We start from the raw sequence: 18984 nt of genomic DNA, 5'->3' as shown, positions 1-18984 counted from the left end.
ACTTGTGCTCGAAAATCTGCTGAGTAGGTCATCTTTTATATTTCACTTTGCTTGGTTTAAAAGTATTGTACCTTTTCTATTTTGGACTGACTATAGTATATCAACGGGCGTAAATACAAGTGGAATTGGTATTAAAGTAAATAACGATAACAACTTTATGAATGCTGGTATAGAAGCTGTACTAGAGCAGTTATTTGAGAATAACGGTAGATTATCTGATCCAGAAATTTTGAATCGGTTATACGGTTCAATAGCGAATTTCAGGCATACAAATTCAGAAAGTAGCAATTGGGTAGCAACCGTTATCAAAAACATAAATGCAGTAGAATCCGAAGAAAGCCATTTAAATGAATAAATTAATACTGAGCTTAGCTTTTTTGCCAATAATAATAGCCTGTAAGCCTGCACTACAAGATTATGATGAATATTATGGCGCAGGTTTTATCAATGTGGATGAGGCTTTGTGGCCGTTTGAACATACCACGCCTTATCCATTTACTGTACCTTATGGTGAGATATCATGTGACTTTCATCCAAACTTTGGGCGTGAAGTATATTTCGCGCCAGATGGTTTTACCGATGAATCTTATATTGGTACACCACTTAACCAAGCAGCAGCCAACTCCTTAAAACATGCTGATATGCGTTCAAACGTGCCATACAGAGTTAAAAAAGATATAGACCTTAGTACGGCTGTAAAAATAGGTTTAAAGCTATGTGATGAGAATAAGGAGCTATTAGAGAGTAATAAAAGTTAATTAATTATTAATCTTTAAATTTAAGCTACGTGATGCCCTCAACCTTAGTTTCCTTATTCAAAACAGTAACAATTAAATGAAAAATATACGGATTAACAATGAAAAATAAAATTATATCTTTAGTCGAAAAGTACCAAGATAGCATTCATTTTTATCAAAAATCTAGTTATTCGGAAGCTCAATTAAGAATAGATTTTATTGATCCGCTTTTCAGTATCCTAGGATGGGATATCAGTAATAGCAAAGGTAATTTAGCTAGTGAAAGAGAGGTGCTAGTAGAAGAAATACTAAAAGATGGTGCTAGTACTCATGGCAAAAAGCCTGATTACACATTTCGCTTATTTTCTGAAAGAAAGTTCTTTGTCGAGGCTAAAAAACCGAGTATTAATGTTGTAGAAGGGGCAGAAGAAGCAAAGCAAATAAGAAGATATGGGTTTACGGCAAAACTCCCAATATCAGTATTGACGAATTTTGAGTACTTAGTCATTTATGACTGCTCAATGCCAGTTATTGAGAACGATAGTGCAAGTCACTCGGTAATAGCGAGATATCATTACACAGAGTATCCTGAAAAATTAGACGAGATACTGTTAAGACTTGGTAAAGATAGTGTTTATGGAGGAAGTTTTGATGATGAATGGAAGGATATTGAAAATAAAATACAGAAGCTAAACGTCAATACTTTGTTTCTTATGCAAATAAATGAATGGAGGTTACGCCTTGCAGAAGACTTCATCGCTATAAAATCAGATATGCCTGAAGAGCTTTTAAATAATATGGTACAAGCATATTTGAACAGTATTATATTTTTAAGAGTTTGCGAAGATAGAGGGATTGAAACGCCTTACACACTGTTAGGTCTAGCAAAAAATTACAATCATAAGAAATTAGTTGTCAAGCTAAAAGATGCTGATAAAAGATATAACGCAGGACTTTTCAATCTCTCATTTACAGATGAGTTGTTCAATGATAAGAAGTCATATCTATGGAAAATCATATATCAACTGTATTATCCAGAAAGCCCGTTCTCTTTTTCAGTCCTTCCTTCTGATATATTAGGTCAAATTTATGAGATTTTTCTTGGGAGTAAAGTGCATGTTGAGTCTGGAGTCCTTAGTGTAGTCCCAAAGGATGTTGATAGAGATATTGTCACAACACCCACATTTATTATTAAAGAAATTATAGAAAATACCGTACTTAAATATTGCGAAAAATTATCTATTGAGCAAATTTTAAGTTCTAAATTCTCTGATATCGCTTGTGGATCAGGGGCGTTTCTACTAGAAGTATTTGAAACCTTGCAGGATATAGTTACTCAAAAATACCTATCCGAAGGTGATATGTCCAAACTCGAAATAATTAGCAAAGATACCTATAAGCTGAAATATCAAGTTAAACAGCAAATTTTAACCTCCTGTATTTACGGTATAGATAAGGATTATAACGCCACTAAAGCCACTCAGTTCGGTTTGCTTTTGAAGCTGCTTGAGAATGAGAATGAAAATACAATAACCTCTCCAGCACTACCGAGTCTTGATGAAAACATACTATTTGGTAATAGTTTGGTTGATCCAAGCTATATTGAAGAAGAAAGTATAGAAGTGCTACAAAATATAAATCCTTTCTCATTTGATGGACTAAGTTTTGATGTAATTGTTGGAAATCCACCCTATTTATCTACAGAACATATCAAGTCTTCTACATCTAAAGTGGAGGTAGATATTTATAAGAATCAGTATAGTGTTGTAAATAAGCAGTATGATAAATATTATTTGTTCATTGAAAGAGCTATCCAGCTTTTAAAGCCAAATGGTTATCTGGGGTATATCGTTCCTTCAAAATTTATAAAAATTGACTCAGCTAAAAAATTAAGAGAGTTATTGGCAAAAGATGGTTTTTTGAAGTCAATAGTATATTTTGGAAGGCATCAGATATTTGATGATAAAACTACATATACAGCATTACTATTTGGTATAAAAAATAAGCAACCTGATTATTTTATATTCTATGAAGCTTTCGATCTTAAAAAATGGAAATTGAAAGAACCTGAGCTGATTATGAAAATAGCGAAAGAAAAGAGTAAACAAGCAATATCTGAGGAAGAAGGTAGGCACATTTTAAAAATGGCAGAACAGGCTGCACGCAAAATTTTTCATGGATTTATACACAATAGAGATGTCTTAGATGACAAGGTTTGGAATCTAAGAGAACAAGATATATGGTATGTATCTAATTTATACAGCCGAGGCACGAGTCTTGAAACTATAGTAGGTAGAGGTAGCGTAGGTAATGGTATTCAAACGAGTGCAACGGATGACTATATTCATAAACCTATAAGAGAAGAAGATAATCTGGTTTTCTTTGAATACGAAGGAAAGGAATATGGTGTAGAAAAGGAGCTGACTAGACCTTATTACGATACCAAGTATCAAGAGCCTTCTGACTCCTTTTATACCTACCAAGATGTTAAACCAAATTCTTTCGTTATATACCCGTATAGAAATAATGGTACTAAAGTACAGTTAGTTGATATACAGAATTTGAAGATAAATTACCCTTTTCTTTACTCATACCTTCAAGACATTAAACATATATTAAAAAACCCAAAGAGGAGTGTTAAACCAGATGCAAAGACAGATAATGAATGGTATCGATACGGCCGACATCAAGCGTTAGAGAATTGTGATGTGGAGCAAAAAATAATTGTTGGCGTTTTATCTCAAGGCAATAAATATTCTATAGATAATAAAAGAACTTTTATATCATCAGGTGGAACTGCGGGTTATTGCTATATAAATGTGCCTGACAATAGTAATTATTCCATATATTACATACAAGCCGTTATAAACTCTAAATATCTTGAAAAATTCGCTTTTATTACAGGCAGTATTTTTAGGGGTGGCTATATTTCTAGAGGGACGAGTATACTAAAAAAAATGCCTATCCCAACAATTGACTTCGAGAATGTAGAAACAAAAAAATTACATGATGATATTGCTTATATTCAGCAGCAAATGAACCAAACCTATGGATTAATAATAAATCTTGAACATGAACCTACGAAGCAAAAACCCCTTGAGAGAAGGTTTAAATCCTTTGATAAACAGATGAAGATAAAATTGAAACAACTATTTAATTTTAGTCAAGACGAGAGCATTCCAGAAATTGAAGAACTCTATTCTTGAGACTGGGCAGCTTAAACATAACTTAGTACGCCTAAACTTGAATATTATAATATTAATTTGTCTCAAGTTTAGTAGTAGGTATTCTAATTATTTATTAATTTTTTTGATGTTTACTACGCTGTATTGTGTTGCATAGCTCAAGAGTAAAGCAATACTTAACAGACTCTAACCTGATAAAGTATAGTGGTAAAATATTTTAAATATATCGTTGTAAAATTTACCACCATGCCTTAGAATGTTGTAAAAACAGGGTTTCAGGTGGTAAAGTAATGAACGAATATGATGTATTTTTAAATTTAGCAGAACTTGTTTTGAATGGTGACGACAATAGTGCTGCTAAATTTGCTCGACAGAACCTCATGAAGGTTGCCAAACGATATCCAGAATTGAATGATAGGATTTTGAAAATAATCAAAGAAAGCAGAGATTCAAAAGTCACTAGAAATGTTAGGTTTGCTAAAACACCTTTACCTGTAGATCAGGATAGCAGACTAGAATTAATCAAAACGTCTGTTACTTCGAAGGTTCTTCCAGAGACAAAATGGCCTGACAAAGTTCAAACAGTATTGGAAGAAGTAATTAATGAGCGAGATTTCGAAGAAAAGTTAATTTTAGCTGGTCTTGAGCCTATAACTTCTTTGTTGTTTGTAGGTCCTCCAGGGGTTGGAAAAACCTTAGCGGCTGCTTGGTTAGCGTTGATGCTTAACAAACCTTTTTACGTACTTGATTTATCAGCGGTAATGAGCAGCTATCTTGGTAGAACAGGTAGCAACATTAGAACAGTGCTAGATTTCGCTAAATCTCAGTCTGCTGTACTTTTACTCGATGAATTCGATGCTATTGCAAAGCGACGTGACGATAATGGAGAAATAGGAGAACTTAAAAGATTGGTCACAGTATTATTGCAAGAAATTGAAAACTGGCCTAGTAACGGCATGCTAATTGCTGCTACTAATCATGAGGAACTTCTAGATCCCGCAGTATGGCGTAGATTCAACAAAACTGTGTCTTTCCCTTATCCAAGTTATGATGATATTTTAAGCTTCTTAAAAACTAGTTTGAATGAAAGTCTTGAGGACAATTCAGTTTTTTATCCTTTAGGCATAATATTTGTTGGTGATACTTATGCTGGCATTGATAAAGAGATAAAAAACCTGAGAAAGAAAGCGGTCTTAACTAACATGCCTCTAGAAACATTAATAAAAGAGTATGTGAATGAGGCAGACAAGCACATGGATAAGAGTAATAAGGAAAAGATGAAGATATTAGCGAAGAAATTGTTGGATGGCGGTGTTAGTCAGAGAGAAACAACTAAAATTACAGGTATTAGTAGGCCTACTCTTAGCAAAATGGTCTAGAATATTTATTCTAAGTTCTAACTCAAGTAAACTTCACTATTAATCAACAATTATTTATCAACAATGAATCAGTAGTGTAGATATATTATAAAAAAGTCTTAATGATTAAAAAAGGAGGGTTAGATATGGCTAGAGAGAAGAACTTTTTAGTTGGTAATGGGGAGAGGTTGATTTCTACAGAGATAAGAAAAACGGGAGGAGGAACAAAAAAAAGCCCTTACAGTTTTGATGAGGCCAAAGATAGGCTTTCTTTTCAATTAGAACAGCTTATTAGTAACATATCTGCGCTTCCAAGCGAAGCTAAGCCTAATAATGAGGCCGTTGTCTCAGTAACTTTGCATCCAAGGTATGTTTCAAAAAGCGACCATCCCCAAAAGTTTTTTGAGTCTCAGGAATTAATTGCAGTTGGGAGCAAGTCTAAATATATTAAGCCTGAAAAATGGGGTACTAAAAAAATTCCTGATGAGGAGTCATTAACTGACATATATTATATAAAATCCTCAATTTCAAACCTAAGTAATTTTTTACATACTATTGATGACTTGTCTGAAAATGAATTAAACAAGACTATATGCTACTTTGAGCAGTTCAATATAGATTCAAGTATAGAAAAGTTTCAAGGAGATATTAATGGTTATAGTGATAAAGGAAACGTGTTGCTAGAATGTGTACTTCACAATGGCTCATCCGAAAACATACTTTCTGAATTTTTCGAGTACTTATCAACACTAGATAATCAGATTGAATATAAAGTTGGCAAAGTCAGATCGGTTGGTCACTTGGGTTTCGTGCCAGTTATGACTAACTCAAAAAATCTAGAAAACATTGGTAAATTTAGCTTTTTAAGAGCATTTAGAAAAATGCCAGAGTTGAGGCCTTTTCGTCCTCCGTTAACCAGAACTGTGGACGATCAATTATCTGAACTACCTGCGAATGTTTTATTTAAAGGCATTAAAGCCGTAGTTTTTGATGGCGGTTTATCAGAAACCTTGCATTTACCTAGCTATATTAAGTATGAGGAAATGGCAGGGATTGGAAAACCTCTTGAAGAACTTACTCGACATGGGTTAGCTGTTACAGGTGCTTATCTATTTGGTCATGTAGATAGGATTGATCGTTTAAACTCTATTTCAAATGTCACTCATGTTCGTGTTCTTGGAGAGAAACATCTTAATCCTCAAACTATGGATGATGTCGATTTGTATGACGTAGTTGATGGTATGGTTGACTACATGAATAAGGAAGGTCCTGATTTAGTTAATATTAGTTTAGGTCCTGATTGTGCGGTAGATGATGACGAGGTTACCTACTGGACAGCTAAGCTTGATAGTTATGCTGCTAAAGCAGATGTTTTAATAACTGTTGCTGCTGGGAACAATGGCGAAGATTCTAGAATAGGAAGTCTTCATAGAGTCCAGATACCCTCTGACGGGGTTAATATATTAAGTGTTGGAGCGGCAGACTCAACATGCAATAACTGGAAAAGAGCTTCTTATAGCGCTATGGGTCCAGGCCGAAATCCTGGAATAATTAAGCCCGATATATTAGCCTTTGGTGGAAGTACTGATAACTATTTTAGGGTCCTTGATACTTATAACGGCAAGTTTGTGCTTAACAAACAACAGGGGACAAGTTTTGCTGCACCTCTGGCAATGAGACATGCTTCTTTTATAAAAGGTAGCTTTGGATCTAACGTTTCTAACTTGGCCTTAAGAGCTATACTTATACATCAATCTCAAATGAACAAATTTACTCACGAAGAGGTAGGTTGGGGTAAGTGCCATAATGATACTAATCATGTTGTTACTTGTGATGACAACGAAGTAACTGTAATTTATCAAGATACTTTAGGTGTCGGTCATCTTACAAGATTACCATTGCCTTTGAACGATATCGAGCTTAATGGAAAGGTATCTATAAAATGTACTGTTATATCGAAAACAGATGTAGATCCTGACTATGCTGCTGCTTATACGAAAAACGGATTTGAAGTTGTATTTAGACCTGATGCTAGCAGATATAGTAGTGATAAAAGCGAGCATCCTGAATCTAAATCCTTTTTCCCAAATGATAAACCATCTCAATCAAGTGAACACACAATGAAATCTCAAGCTGCGAAGTGGGAGTGTGTCAGAAAAGCGGAAAATAGGTTTGATGGCAGTAAACTTTTTAACCCAGTGTTTGATATTAGTAGTCATCATAGAGATAAAGGCCAAGATGAAAGTGATAAGCAGCCTATAGAGTTTGTTTGTGTTATTACTATAAGGTCAGAGGAAGATAGAGATTTATACAGTGAGGTAGTAAGAAAATATAGAAATATTCTTAACCCATTAACTCCACAACAAACGGTTCAAATCAGTAACTGATATAATTCGTAATGACTAAAACTGACAGATATAAATATACCAGTTTTAGTCATCTTTAATAAAATAAATTTCAGCTAAAGGTGAAATTACTAATTAGTTTTTTCTTTGCCTTCTAGATTTCAGCTTTAACCAGATATCAAATAAGCCATCTCTCTCTTTTTTGCCTATCCCTAGTGCTTTAAATATTATTTCTCCTTGATTTTTGAGTACCGCCTCATGGTTTCCTAGCTTAATTTCTTCACTAAGATCATGAATATTAAATTTTAAGCCTTTTGGAACAGGGATGAATATTTTTTCAATCTCAGAAGGAACAAGCTCCAAGACTCCACCACCATAAGATCTACCTTCTAACTCGGCATAAATAGCTGTTAGTGGATTAATGAAACAGTAAGCAAGCAAGTCGGAAGAAATATCAGATTTTATTCTGTACGCGGTGTCTGTAGTATAAGCTTCCATTTCATTAAAAATGAGCCTAGGAAACTCATGAGAACGCTTGAGCATACCTAAATTTGTAGTATATACGGAAGGTACTTTGTACCAAGGTTTTCTAATTCTACATTTATATCTAGTATGTAGCTTTTGCTGTTCACCTAACTCAATATATTCTTGAACCTTATCTGGCAAATCTTCAAGCGACTCTTCAATATACAAAAAGTTAGTTGGCAACCCTTGCTCACGATTAGCTCTATGTTGTTCTTCATCGTATATAACTCCCTTACAATGCTGACTCTTTCCAAACATGCTATGAGCATATTCTTGTAGGCTGTATTCTTTTACAGTACTGTCATCAACTAAGAAAAAGGCGTTTGCACCAGTAACAATACCTACGTCAACACTAGCTATATCTTTAAACTGATGAATGTTTTCATCGCTGGTTATTCGACTAATCAGTAACCACTCCTCATTCGTAAGTAGTCCTTTAGTCCATTTACCATTAGCTGTTTCCTTACCTATTTTGTTAGTTTTAGCAAATATTTCATCAGGATTTTGGTTCAAAAACTCTAAACCCTGCACTTGTTGGATTCCTATACCTTCTGAAGGCTCGTCAACACTATTTTTTTTCTGAGCGAAAACGATAACTGCCCCTTGCAGGGTGTCCTCAAACCATATTTCCTTTGGGTCAATAATTAATATTTTACTGCAAGTTTTTTCAAGATACTCTCTTAAAGGACGTGCATGGGTAACGTGGATTATTTCAGACGGTATAACCATACCTAATCTACCGTTGTCTTCTAGAAGCTCGATAGAGGCTAGAATAAAGGAGACCCAAGCGTTTGTATGTTTTGTAAATTTCAACTCCAATCGTTTGAATATAAGCTCAGCCTGTTGTTGAAAGAAGGGTTCTAGAAACTGATATCTAATAAAAGGTGGGTTACCAATTACAGAAGAGAATCTTACTGTGTTACTACTCATTCCTTCATTTGCCCAGCTTAAAAAATCTTGATTCATAACATCAGTGTTTTTAAAGCCTAACACCTCAGCTTTAGAAGATGCTTTCTTAGCTTCCTCTTCAATTATTTCAAAAGCGGTTATATCAATAGAGTGATGAATCTTTGCATTTTTCAAAGCTTGAATAAAGACCCCATCTCCACAACTAGGCTCTAAAACAGATGTACTAGAGTCTCTGATTGTCCAGTTTGCTATATAATCAGCTAAATGCTGAGGTGTATAGTAACCACCTCTTAATTTATCAGCAGTTTGATCAGACTTAAATTTCACTATAGAAGACCTTCAATTGTTTGTACTTGGTAATAAGATAGGGATTAGAAAAGTTATTGGCTCTTTATATTATCGGCAACCAATACTCTTTTTTATTAAAAACTATTTTAGACATCTCTTCATCACAAGGCTGGACAGTTATTGTCTTTAGTATTTTTAACTGAATGTCAACTTGATGAAAATAAGCCATACCCAGTTGCAGCCATTGTAAACTCTCTTTTGAAGACAATGGTTTAGGCTTGTTATAAAACTCAATCATCTTCTGCTCAAGATCTTTTTTCTTAAGTTTCCATACCTCTTCTTCACTTGGTTTATCACAAACTAGATCCAATTCATAAGTTTTATTCAAAAAAGTTATAAAACCATATAGAGCGCTGTATTGACCGTGTTTAACCATTAAGTAGCCATCCACATGCTCTTGTGTTGGCTTATTTAAGCTCTTAACTCCATACTCTATACAAAGACCTACCGCTGGTTGTAAAGCTAGCCTAACAGACTTTATTGAGGTTCTACGTTCAAGAAGTTTTTGTTCTAGAAAATTGTGATAATCATCTATGCAACTAGGTACTTTATTGTCAAACTTTGCTAGTAGATTGACGATACGCTCTTGCTCGGCAACCTGTGCTTTTGCAGCAGAATCAATAGTAATCTGCTTAGTTATAATCAGCCATCGCAACACAGTTAGATGTTCACGTAAGCCATTTGGCTTAAATTCTTGCACTAATGAACTATAACTGGGTATCTTGTGCCAAACCTCATCACAACGAATAAAGAAGTAGATGAACTTATTATGTTTTAAGGCAGCCACCATACTACCTTTACAATCTGCAAACCATATAATAAAGTCAGAATAAGCTTTTTTAATCTCGTTAGAAGTTAATAAATGAGCGTTCAAATCGGCTTCGTGTAACAGTCTCTTTAGCCAATAGCAATCTTGGCATTGCTTTCCCATTCCTGCTGGCATCAGCTTGCTACAGTTTGTACAGGGTATTTCGCCAAACTCATCACATTTTCTACAAATCCTGCCTTGCTCTGTATCAATCAATTCCCTATATTTATGACATAGAGCACAAATTTCCATGACGTGCTTTTGATAACAACTTGTACAGATAGCTTGACCATGCGATATTTTTGAGTACCTACTAATATTTCGTTTTAATTTACCACACTCAAAACATTGCTTTTTGATCTTAAAGTGGCCTTGATAGCAAATTTGACATACTCGTCCATACTCCGTGTTAGCACCATCTTTGATAGCGTCTCCACCACAACGAATGCAAGGCTCTTTCATGCGACAGTCGGTACAAACACCAAAATCTTCTTTTTTATGCAAGCGATTCATACTACCGCATTTACTACAAGGCTTTTTAATAAACCATGTTTTGTAGCAGTTGGCACAATACGATTCATTCTTATAACGCCTTTGGATTTTGACGTTTTTATTAGCACATTGATCGCATCTAGTCGTGATCTTTTCTGAGACTTTTTTCATAGTTTTCTGTCATCTTCATTTTACGATTTAATCTATTCCAAGATGCTCTAACTGCCTTTGGCGAAGTAGGTTGCAGATCTTCTTCTTGCGCCACATATTTGCGCGTAGGCATTTTAGGTAGCTGGTCATAGACTTGATAGAATGCTTTTGGTATCACAGTACGTTTTGACCACTGGAAGCTATTTTGAGTAATCTTTAACTTTTGGCAACAGCGTACCCAATCCTTAGAGGTTATATTAAAAATACAAAAGGCGTGTTCAAGCAACACTGCTCTTTCCTCAATGGGGAGATAGTCAAATCTTAAAGCAGTTTTTGGTAGTGACAAACCCCTAATATCGATACCAAATTTAAAAAGCAATTTTGCAAACATATAGTTAGGATGTCTTAAGGCTATTCTTACTAAATTGATTGAGAATATTAGATAGTCAAACCAATCATTCATACTAACCATCTTGTCTAAAACAATCCCTTGCTTATCATGAAAAACCTTATCTGCCTGTAGCTGGAACTGATAACTTGCCTCGGTGACCACTAATTTTTTATCTACTACGCCAAGCTTGCTACGACAAAGATGACAGTGGTTTATAAATCTTTGATCGGTATTTATCAATTGCGGCTGGTAAGGCTGATTGCAGCGTAAGCAATTTATTTGCAAAAGTTTTCTATGTTTAGTGCAGCAAATTGACCATGTAAAACGCCACTGTAGCTTTAGATAAGCGGTCTTACTGTTCTCAATGCAATCAGGGCAGTGAGGATAACCAACTCGTGAATAACGATTTCTTTTTGACAAAGGCTGCGTCCAAAGCAAAGGCGTTTTACTGCTTACATCGTTACCTGTTAGTTGTGAAAAATTAATAAGGGTCTGACTAGCAAATTCATCCGCAGTGGTTTTTGCTAATACAGCCATGTCTGCATGAATAGTAGGGTCAATATGATTGAACCCTTTGTCAACATCGTAAGTCCAAATACGGTAGTTAGGCCAAAAATAATAGACCAGCGTTTGAGGACTGCAACCTTGATTAAGAGCAGCCCTTACTAGCCATGATGTTAGACTTTCACCTTCTAGTAAGGGAGTCGCAAATGTCAGTGGTTTTATCCGATAATTTTGCGTAGCCCTTTGGTTGGTCTTAACCATGACTTATCCTCAATCATTTTTATAGTAATACTCTCTTCACCCGATTTGATAGCTTCAATAGCACACTCGTTTATTAATCTTTTTACATTACCTATATTGCCGCCACTAATACTGTAAATTAAATTTAAAATAGAGGTTTCCGTGAGGTTTGAAGGTTTTTTCAGAGGTAATATTTTCTCAAAACTACCTACAAGCCGTTTAAACTCTTTATCGTTCTGCCAAACAGGTAACTCTGCTACGTCAAATCGACTAGCGTGTTGAGGATCTGTATGTAAGATACGCACAGCATCTTTAGTGCCACTAAGCACAATGGGCAGTTGTAGCGCGTTACAAAGGTACTTAATAGCATTCATAATCAAGCGTTGCTGTCTCGCTGTTCCTGTTAACATCGAATGAACTTCATCAATGATTAGTATTTTTACATGAGTTTCTCTTAGGGTATGAACCACTTGAGCGCGTAAAACACCTGCTGAATCGCTTGATCTGTAAGGTAGCGCAAATGAATCAATTAAGCTGATGTATAAGTCTTTCTCGTTTGCTGATGGTGGTGCTTGTATCAAGCAAACAGGTATAACCAAATGCTCATCACTATAGCTTTCACCAAACCTTTCGGCAAAATCTTGAATAATAGTCGTCTTGCCATTATTAGAGTCACCAATGAGCAATAAGTTAGGCATTCGGTGCTGTTTTACCTTATTCATCAAATCTTGCATAACCTCTAAAACTTGATTCGCTCGGCTATAACCGATCCACCTTGGCGTATCAATAAACTCAATACGCTCACTATCTGGTAGAAAAGCAATGTGCCTAAATGTCTTGTGGATATGATCGTAAGTGGCATCTGTCATTATCTTATATCCTCAAAGAAGTCTAAGTCATCATCATCATCGTCATTGACTGATTGCGCTGTATTGAGAGCGATATTGACTTGGGTAAAATTATTTTCATCTTTTAAAGGCTGGTGTATCTCTTGAGATTTGGTATGAAGTTTTTTACGTTGTTCTTGTCTGCGCGATGTCGTAGTATTTTTTTCTGATGACTCTACCAATGATTGCATGTCTTCCCATGCTTGATAGATTAATGCCTCATTAACCGTTCCAGACTGATTTTTGACCTCTTTATACAGAGCTTTATATTCCCATAAGCTCATTGCTGGTAGCGCTTGGTTTGCTAAAGGAATATTAAAGTAGGTTTTTAGTACAGGATCATAAAACCAAATAATACTGATATCTCTTGGATCTTGACGAAAAGTGAACTGTCTCTTTTTCTTAGTGTCATTATCTGTTTGGTTTATAAAGTGATTTAAGCTGGGGTCGTAGTAAGTTAAGCCGCCAATATTAACGCCATTTCTTTGAATGGTACGCTCAACACTTGGTAGAAAATCTAACAATAGTGTTTTATGGTTCGATGGTAGAGCAGGTATGCCTATCCCTTCGTTAAAATCGTCACCAAACAAGCCAATCTGCCACTGCTGTATTGGCGTTTTATTAATACCGCTATGTACAGTTTGATGATAAATTTTTGTAATATAGGTCACAAACCATAGCTCAAACTCATGTAGCGTTAAGACAGCTTTCTTCTCAGAGTTATAATTGTCCTTTTGCTTAATGTTTGAGAAAGTAGTTCCAGGAAGCTCATGTACTTTTTTCATTAAAGTACCAATTAAGCGTTCAATATGACCACCAAATTCAGGACGCGCAAGTGGTCTAAACTCAAGATCTATACCGTGAAAAGCACAAGATTTTTGCAAACTCTCAGCTCTAAAGTCTGAGCCATTATCGACATGAATTTTTCTTGGCATACCAAAAACATCCCATGTGACATCATTTAGGCCAAACTCCAAAAGTAAATCAGTTTTAGGTAATACACTTCTTGAAATACACATACCTACAGAGGTCACAGATGGGGCATCAAGTGCGATGTAATAGCCTGTGATCATACGACTATAAACATCAATAGCCACCGTAATAAACGGTCTACCAATAGGCTTTCTATACTTGTCATCAACTAAGATAATGTCTACTGGTGTATGGTCAATTTGAATAACGCTAAGCGGGTAATCTGCATTAGGAAATACGCCTGCCTTTGGTGTAAATTTATCTTTAGCTTTTTCACGATATCCGCGACCTCTTAGAAAATCGCGCTCACTGATCCTTTCGATACGTCTGCGAATAGTATTTTTGCTTGGTTTTACAATTGCTTTTTGATGACAGCGTTTAAAAACCTCTCTGATGGTGGCCTCAACCGATGGTCGCTGTATGCTTAGGTAATGCTCACTTATTACATCATCTATCAGTTTTTCTAGTTTGTTTGATATTCGACCTTTACCATCTTGCCACCCACGTTTTTTGTCAAGCAATGAGGCAATAGAGTTTGTTGATTTATAAGCTTTAACCCAACGCTTTAGTGTTCTTGCAGACACCTCCGTTTCAGTAGCGCGTCTCTCATACCCACGATCACCCGTATATTCATCATAAGCACCACCTATTAATGGTTTAATTGCTAAATATTTTTTTTGAGCTTTTTGCCAATCTTCGTCACTGATTTCATTTAAATCGACTTGTACTGAAACATCGCTAACACTCGTGACATTACGAAATTCGTGGACGCTTAAAACATTGTTTTTTAGGGTTGATAGATTCTTAAATACAGCTTGATTAATATCCTCAAGATACTCTACTAGTTGGTACTCTTTATTATCAGAAACTCTTTTATAGACACCTCCTAATGTCATTTGGATATAATCGCGTTCAATAGCATCAAAATGATGATTAACTTCAACCCCTAGTTTATTATCTATTAGGCTGTACTCATCCTCATAGGTATTCATACCATATCTCCAATTCTTCGCTACGAATGTCACTCCAAATATTAAATCCAATCATTTTGTTTGCCATCAAATACCAGATTAGATGTTTACCTTGTTGTCTATATAAATGAGACTTAAAATAGCGTTCTAGTATATATTCAACAGTAGTACAGCCTCTTTGTTCTATATCTTTTAATATAGCTCTAAGTTCTTCGGGTACAACAGAAGTATTCTTATAACGCATCAAGAAATTAATATTATCAAGAGCTAAGTGATGGATTCTATCCTCATCATAGATAGCAAACTTAAAGTCTTGCTCCCTACAAAATACGATAGTTGCTTTCCATTTATCAGACCAGTCACGCCAGTTTTCTTGCCATTCTTTCTTAGGTTTTACTTCAACTATCAAAGACTTCCCTGTATCGGGAGCCATCTGAACAAAAAAATCAGGCGTGTACTCATAATTTCTACCATTTTTCTTAAATGGTATCGCTATTGGCTGTGGAACTATGTCAATAACATCATTCTTAAATGAATGGTAAATAATGAAATCACGTTCTAATGAGGATTCAAAAGCAATCGGTGTTCCTTTGAAAGAAACATTGCCTGATATACTTCTACGAGTAGGTTTTATTTTTCTAACTTGTTTCATAAATAAAATGACACCTATTGTTGGTAAATAACCACAATATGACAGCTATTTAGGGTAATAGCATGACATTTATTATGGGTTATTATGGCATAAAAGCCTGTATTTGTGTTTGATTCATGACATTAATTATGGAATCTGACAGCGGTTCACGTCCAAAACCTGGTGAGATTACCCTTGCGAATAAGGGTGTGTTATTCCTTGATGAATTGCCAGAGTTTGATCGTACGGTGTTAGAGGTGTTGCGGCAGCCATTGGAAGCCAAGCAGATAACCATCAGCCGTGCCAATTCACAAATGACTTTTCCTGCAAATTTTCAATTGGTCGCTGCCATGAATCCCTGCCCATGTGGTTATGATGGCGATACATCAGGGCGTTGCCGCTGTCGACCCGAGCAAATTAAACGCTATCAAGATAAACTATCAGGACCACTATTAGATCGCATTGATTTGCATATCACCGTGCCTGCTTTACCCATTGCTGACTTGCAAAATGCTCAAGCAGGTGAGACCTCTGAACAAGTGCGTGTTCGAGTTATTGCTGCTCATAAGCATCAGATGCAGCGACAACAAAAGGTCAATAATGAGCTGAGTCCTAGCGAGACTGATAAATATATCCAACTAGGAGAGGGTGAGCAGCAGCTATTACAACTCGCACAGCAGCGCCTAAATTTGTCCGCCCGTGGCTACCATCGAGTATTGCGAGTAGCGCGTACCATCGCCGACCTTTCTGACAGTGTAGATATAACGAGTGTCCATGTATCCGAGGCACTCAGTTATCGTAGCAAGTGACTTTATTCCCACAAGATGAGCCACACATTCCCACAAGATAAGTTCCGCAAGGTAAGCCACAAAAGATGCGACTAACCTTGTGGAGATTTTTGAGATTATAATTATTTAAGCAGATAATCTTGCAGCGCCTGAAAGCTATCAAATGCTTCGGTAGGATTTAACTCACGAATATCCTGCCCGTAGTTATAGCCATAAGACAGCCCAAGCGTGTCCATATTGGCATTTTGTCCGGCTAAGATATCGTTTCTAGAATCACCAATCATAACGGCTTGTTCTGGAGGAACGTTTAATGCTTCACAGACATGCAATAGCGGTGCCGGATCAGGCTTTTTAGTCGAGAGACTATCACCGCCCAGTATTTCACTGAATAAGTCCTGCCAGCCAAAGGACTGCAATATCTTCGGTACAAAGCGAATGGGTTTATTGGTTACTAATGCCAGTGTATAACCTGCATCTTTCAGTTTCTTTAGTCCGTTATCGACATCTGGGTAAGCGACGGTTTTGCTGCCACTGAGATTTTTATAAGCCTCAAAAAATATTTGCTCTGCGTGATCAGCTTCCTCGACCGTTAACTCATTTTCTAGCACTTCTACCTTACCCACTAGCGCTCGCTCGACCAATAATCTTGAGCCATTGCCTATCCAGTTGCGTATCGTCTCGATAGGGTAGGTCTCTTTGCCCAGCATGGTTAGCATAGCGTTGGTCGCATCAGCTAAATCGGGCACACTATCAATGAGTGTTCCGTCAAAATCAAAAATCAAAAGTTGCTTATCCATTATTCCTCGCTATTTGAAATAGTTATATTTGTTATATGGGTTGTATCGCGCTTTGTGCCATACCTTAGCATAGTCATGTTTTAAGGCTAAAGAATTCCCTTACTCAATGTTCAACAGACTCTAATGAATGAAAGCAATCATTCGACACTTTTATAACGTTCACGATGCTCTTTTTTCATTCTTAGATAATCTTCGTTTTTACGACACTCGTCCCATTTTTGTTTAAATATGCGTGCTGACTCCGCTTTTATAGGGTCTTCGATTTGCCGTGGTAACTCTTCACGCCCATGTGCACCGCTTTGGCCTTTTTTATCATCAGGCACGGCACCTTTATATTTTTTGCCACCTTTATGATTGGCATAGCGGCGCGCACGGGTATAGCCCATTTGAATAAACTTGCGTGCCATATCAGCACCGACAAAGTCATCGGCAGCCAAATAATCTAAAAACATCTGATAAATAGTTTCGCTGCTTTCTGTCGCTATATCAGGATCGGCAAAGCGCCAGTGCGGTAGTATTTCGGATTTGTAGGGCTCTACGAGTAGTACACCTTGCTCACCACGACCAACACGATACAGCTCGGGCTGCGCGCGCAAATCTAGGTTTTTGTAGTCTAAGTCGTAATCAAACTCTCTCATAACGTTACCTGCTGAGGATATCGATATTTAACACGTCCTAGTATACTGAGCCGGACTGTTGAAAAAACAGCCTATAAATGTTGTTCAGCTGTGACTGTCAGCCTTAAAGTCTGCCTACTACAAAACTGCTTCAATACTATCGTGGGTTGAAGATATTACTTATCAGGGAGCCAATCATCATGAATAAAATAACGACTACGTCTTCACGTTTTATGCGGTTATCACAAAATATTTTTATGATGTCAGCGGTACTGATAAGCATGCTAATCTCTAGTGCAGCTCATAGCGCTTGGTTTGAGGGTTTGATTCCAAAAGGGGAGACATACACGGTACGCGAGATAGATCGTGATTTGGCATTTGTGATTGATGGGTTTATTTATGATGCTCGTAAATCTTGCTTCTTAGCAGTGGGCGATCGGGTTATATTTTTTGAAGGACGTCATGGTATTGATTACCGTGCGACGGTTTATGATTTGAACTCGCGTGAGCGTTGTGAGTTACTATTAAGAAAGCGTTTATAAGACTAGTTCCAAGTATATCTAAACATAAAAAAAGCCCCAAACATAAATGTTCGAGGCTTTTTAGAATTCTTAAACGAAATGGTGGCTCGAGGCAGGTTCGAACTGCCGACACACGGATTTTCAATCCGTTGCTCTACCGACTGAGCTATCGAGCCGTCTTCGTTGAGGCGCTATTAAACTAAATATACGCACTGCTGTCAAGTAGTTTTTGCATTATATCTGATAAAAGACGATAAATAGTCAGATATGGGCAAAATTAAACATTCTAGTTGTCAGTTTAGTCTTTTACCCGCAGTAGCTCATACTCGCTCATAATACGATGAATATCCGTATCTACAGGCACAAACTCACGTACGCCTTTTTTCACTTCGGCATCATAGACCAGTTTAATAAACTTAGCATCAATGGCTCGGCCGCGATTCTGTTCATGCACCGTTAGATACTGCAAACGCTTGGCATTGGTCTGACCATCATCAAAGCAGGCGACAGCAGCGATAGGCTTGTCATTGAACATACCGACATAGAGATACTGTCCACGCTTAAATCCTTGCTCAACGAGACTGAGTACATCGGCACCACTGGGCTGAGCATCGTCACTGTCATATAAAGCCTGTAGGCGTTCTGCCAGCTCGTTTTCGCGTGCAGGTTTTTTAATCAGTGGTGCATCCAAACTATTGATGGCGATCGCTTCTAAAGGCATAGCAGTTCCTATAAACAGAGGGTTTCTATGATGTGAGACATCATAATGTCATAGAGTGTGGTGTCGCAAATGGTCGTGTTATAGCAT

The 18984-nt window shown here is 36.7% G+C and carries 15 protein-coding genes, 1 tRNA gene and 1 pseudogene; 7 read left to right on the top strand and 10 right to left on the bottom strand.

Features of this window, described 5'->3' with window-relative positions; genetic code table 11:
* From ACZW67_RS08785 to ACZW67_RS08765, 5 genes are all read left to right on the top strand, one after another.
* The coding region (locus ACZW67_RS08785; RefSeq protein WP_465182949.1) for a hypothetical protein at window positions 1-355 on the top strand (355 nt) is incomplete at its 5' end.
* A complete protein-coding gene (locus ACZW67_RS08780; RefSeq protein ID WP_465182948.1) occupies window positions 348-758 on the top strand; it encodes a hypothetical protein in 411 nt (136 codons plus the stop codon). The genes ACZW67_RS08785 and ACZW67_RS08780, both read left to right, overlap by 8 nt.
* Window positions 759-856: 98 nt before the next feature.
* On the top strand, window positions 857-3943 hold the full coding sequence (locus tag ACZW67_RS08775) for an Eco57I restriction-modification methylase domain-containing protein (protein ID WP_465182947.1): 3087 nt from the start codon (window positions 857-859) through the stop codon (window positions 3941-3943).
* Between the two features lie 269 nt (window positions 3944-4212).
* Window positions 4213-5301 (top strand): AAA family ATPase, encoded by a 1089-nt coding sequence (locus ACZW67_RS08770; RefSeq protein WP_465182946.1) that lies wholly within the window; start codon window positions 4213-4215, stop codon window positions 5299-5301.
* A 125-nt stretch (window positions 5302-5426) separates the two neighbouring features.
* A complete protein-coding gene (locus ACZW67_RS08765; protein ID WP_465182945.1) occupies window positions 5427-7667 on the top strand; it encodes a S8 family peptidase in 2241 nt (746 codons plus the stop codon).
* A gap of 93 nt (window positions 7668-7760) precedes the next feature.
* Here the strand turns inward: ACZW67_RS08765 and ACZW67_RS08760 are convergent, their stop codons facing one another.
* From ACZW67_RS08760 to ACZW67_RS08735, 6 genes are all read right to left on the bottom strand, one after another.
* Window positions 7761-9386, bottom strand: coding sequence for an N-6 DNA methylase (locus ACZW67_RS08760; RefSeq protein WP_465182944.1), 1626 nt, complete (start codon window positions 9384-9386; stop codon window positions 7761-7763).
* A gap of 64 nt (window positions 9387-9450) precedes the next feature.
* Window positions 9451-10728: a hypothetical protein gene (locus ACZW67_RS08755; protein ID WP_465182943.1), complete on the bottom strand. Its 1278-nt coding sequence runs from the start codon at window positions 10726-10728 to the stop codon at window positions 9451-9453.
* 118 nt (window positions 10729-10846) lie between these two features.
* On the bottom strand, window positions 10847-12013 hold the full coding sequence (locus tag ACZW67_RS08750; RefSeq protein WP_465182942.1) for a TniQ family protein: 1167 nt from the start codon (window positions 12011-12013) through the stop codon (window positions 10847-10849).
* Window positions 11971-12861 (bottom strand): TniB family NTP-binding protein, encoded by an 891-nt coding sequence (locus ACZW67_RS08745; protein ID WP_465182941.1) that lies wholly within the window; start codon window positions 12859-12861, stop codon window positions 11971-11973. The genes ACZW67_RS08750 and ACZW67_RS08745 overlap by 43 nt, the downstream gene beginning before the upstream one ends.
* Window positions 12861-14843, bottom strand: a complete 1983-nt coding sequence (locus ACZW67_RS08740) for a Mu transposase C-terminal domain-containing protein (RefSeq protein WP_465182940.1) — start codon at window positions 14841-14843, stop codon at window positions 12861-12863. The genes ACZW67_RS08745 and ACZW67_RS08740 overlap by 1 nt, the downstream gene beginning before the upstream one ends.
* Window positions 14830-15474 (bottom strand): TnsA endonuclease N-terminal domain-containing protein, encoded by a 645-nt coding sequence (locus ACZW67_RS08735; protein ID WP_465182939.1) that lies wholly within the window; start codon window positions 15472-15474, stop codon window positions 14830-14832. The genes ACZW67_RS08740 and ACZW67_RS08735 overlap by 14 nt, the downstream gene beginning before the upstream one ends.
* A 143-nt stretch (window positions 15475-15617) precedes the next feature.
* Between ACZW67_RS08735 and ACZW67_RS08730 the strand changes: the two are divergent.
* Window positions 15618-16262 (top strand): annotated as a pseudogene (locus ACZW67_RS08730) (ATP-binding protein); the annotation flags it as partial.
* A 101-nt stretch (window positions 16263-16363) separates the two neighbouring features.
* Here the strand turns inward: ACZW67_RS08730 and ACZW67_RS08725 are convergent.
* Window positions 16364-17038, bottom strand: a complete 675-nt coding sequence (locus ACZW67_RS08725) for a phosphoglycolate phosphatase (protein ID WP_201589136.1) — start codon at window positions 17036-17038, stop codon at window positions 16364-16366.
* Window positions 17039-17175: 137 nt separating this feature from the next.
* Window positions 17176-17676 (bottom strand): DUF4385 domain-containing protein, encoded by a 501-nt coding sequence (locus tag ACZW67_RS08720; RefSeq protein ID WP_201589139.1) that lies wholly within the window; start codon window positions 17674-17676, stop codon window positions 17176-17178.
* Between the two features lie 179 nt (window positions 17677-17855).
* Between ACZW67_RS08720 and ACZW67_RS08715 the strand changes: the two genes are divergently transcribed.
* Complete coding sequence (locus ACZW67_RS08715) at window positions 17856-18197, top strand: hypothetical protein (protein WP_201589141.1); 342 nt, start codon at window positions 17856-17858, stop codon at window positions 18195-18197.
* 79 nt (window positions 18198-18276) lie between these two features.
* Here the strand turns inward: ACZW67_RS08715 and ACZW67_RS08710 are convergent.
* Together ACZW67_RS08710 and ACZW67_RS08705 are read right to left on the bottom strand one after the other, a co-directional pair.
* Window positions 18277-18352, bottom strand: a tRNA-Phe gene (locus ACZW67_RS08710).
* A gap of 122 nt (window positions 18353-18474) precedes the next feature.
* Complete coding sequence (locus ACZW67_RS08705; protein WP_201589143.1) at window positions 18475-18897, bottom strand: hypothetical protein; 423 nt, start codon at window positions 18895-18897, stop codon at window positions 18475-18477.
* Window positions 18898-18984 lie beyond the last annotated feature (87 nt).

The organism is Psychrobacter sp. TPE 89C, from assembly GCF_055522395.1.
Note: the sequence above shows the minus strand (reverse complement) of the source record. Positions and strands in the feature narration are given on the sequence as shown.

Bases quoted from the DNA above. Each gene is read 5' to 3' on its own strand.
- ACZW67_RS08780 (WP_465182948.1), top strand. From the start codon at position 348: ATGAATAAATTAATACTGAGCTTAGCTTTTTTGCCAATAATAATAGCC.
- ACZW67_RS08775 (WP_465182947.1), top strand. From the start codon at position 857: ATGAAAAATAAAATTATATCTTTAGTCGAAAAGTACCAAGATAGCATT.
- ACZW67_RS08770 (WP_465182946.1), top strand. From the start codon at position 4,213: ATGAACGAATATGATGTATTTTTAAATTTAGCAGAACTTGTTTTGAAT.
- ACZW67_RS08765 (WP_465182945.1), top strand. From the start codon at position 5,427: ATGGCTAGAGAGAAGAACTTTTTAGTTGGTAATGGGGAGAGGTTGATT.
- ACZW67_RS08755 (WP_465182943.1), bottom strand. From the start codon at position 10,728: ATGAATCGCTTGCATAAAAAAGAAGATTTTGGTGTTTGTACCGACTGT.
- ACZW67_RS08750 (WP_465182942.1), bottom strand. From the start codon at position 12,013: ATGGTTAAGACCAACCAAAGGGCTACGCAAAATTATCGGATAAAACCA.
- ACZW67_RS08745 (WP_465182941.1), bottom strand. From the start codon at position 12,861: ATGACAGATGCCACTTACGATCATATCCACAAGACATTTAGGCACATT.
- ACZW67_RS08740 (WP_465182940.1), bottom strand. From the start codon at position 14,843: ATGAATACCTATGAGGATGAGTACAGCCTAATAGATAATAAACTAGGG.
- ACZW67_RS08735 (WP_465182939.1), bottom strand. From the start codon at position 15,474: ATGAAACAAGTTAGAAAAATAAAACCTACTCGTAGAAGTATATCAGGC.
- ACZW67_RS08725 (WP_201589136.1), bottom strand. From the start codon at position 17,038: ATGGATAAGCAACTTTTGATTTTTGATTTTGACGGAACACTCATTGAT.
- ACZW67_RS08720 (WP_201589139.1), bottom strand. From the start codon at position 17,676: ATGAGAGAGTTTGATTACGACTTAGACTACAAAAACCTAGATTTGCGC.
- ACZW67_RS08715 (WP_201589141.1), top strand. From the start codon at position 17,856: ATGAATAAAATAACGACTACGTCTTCACGTTTTATGCGGTTATCACAA.
- ACZW67_RS08705 (WP_201589143.1), bottom strand. From the start codon at position 18,897: ATGCCTTTAGAAGCGATCGCCATCAATAGTTTGGATGCACCACTGATT.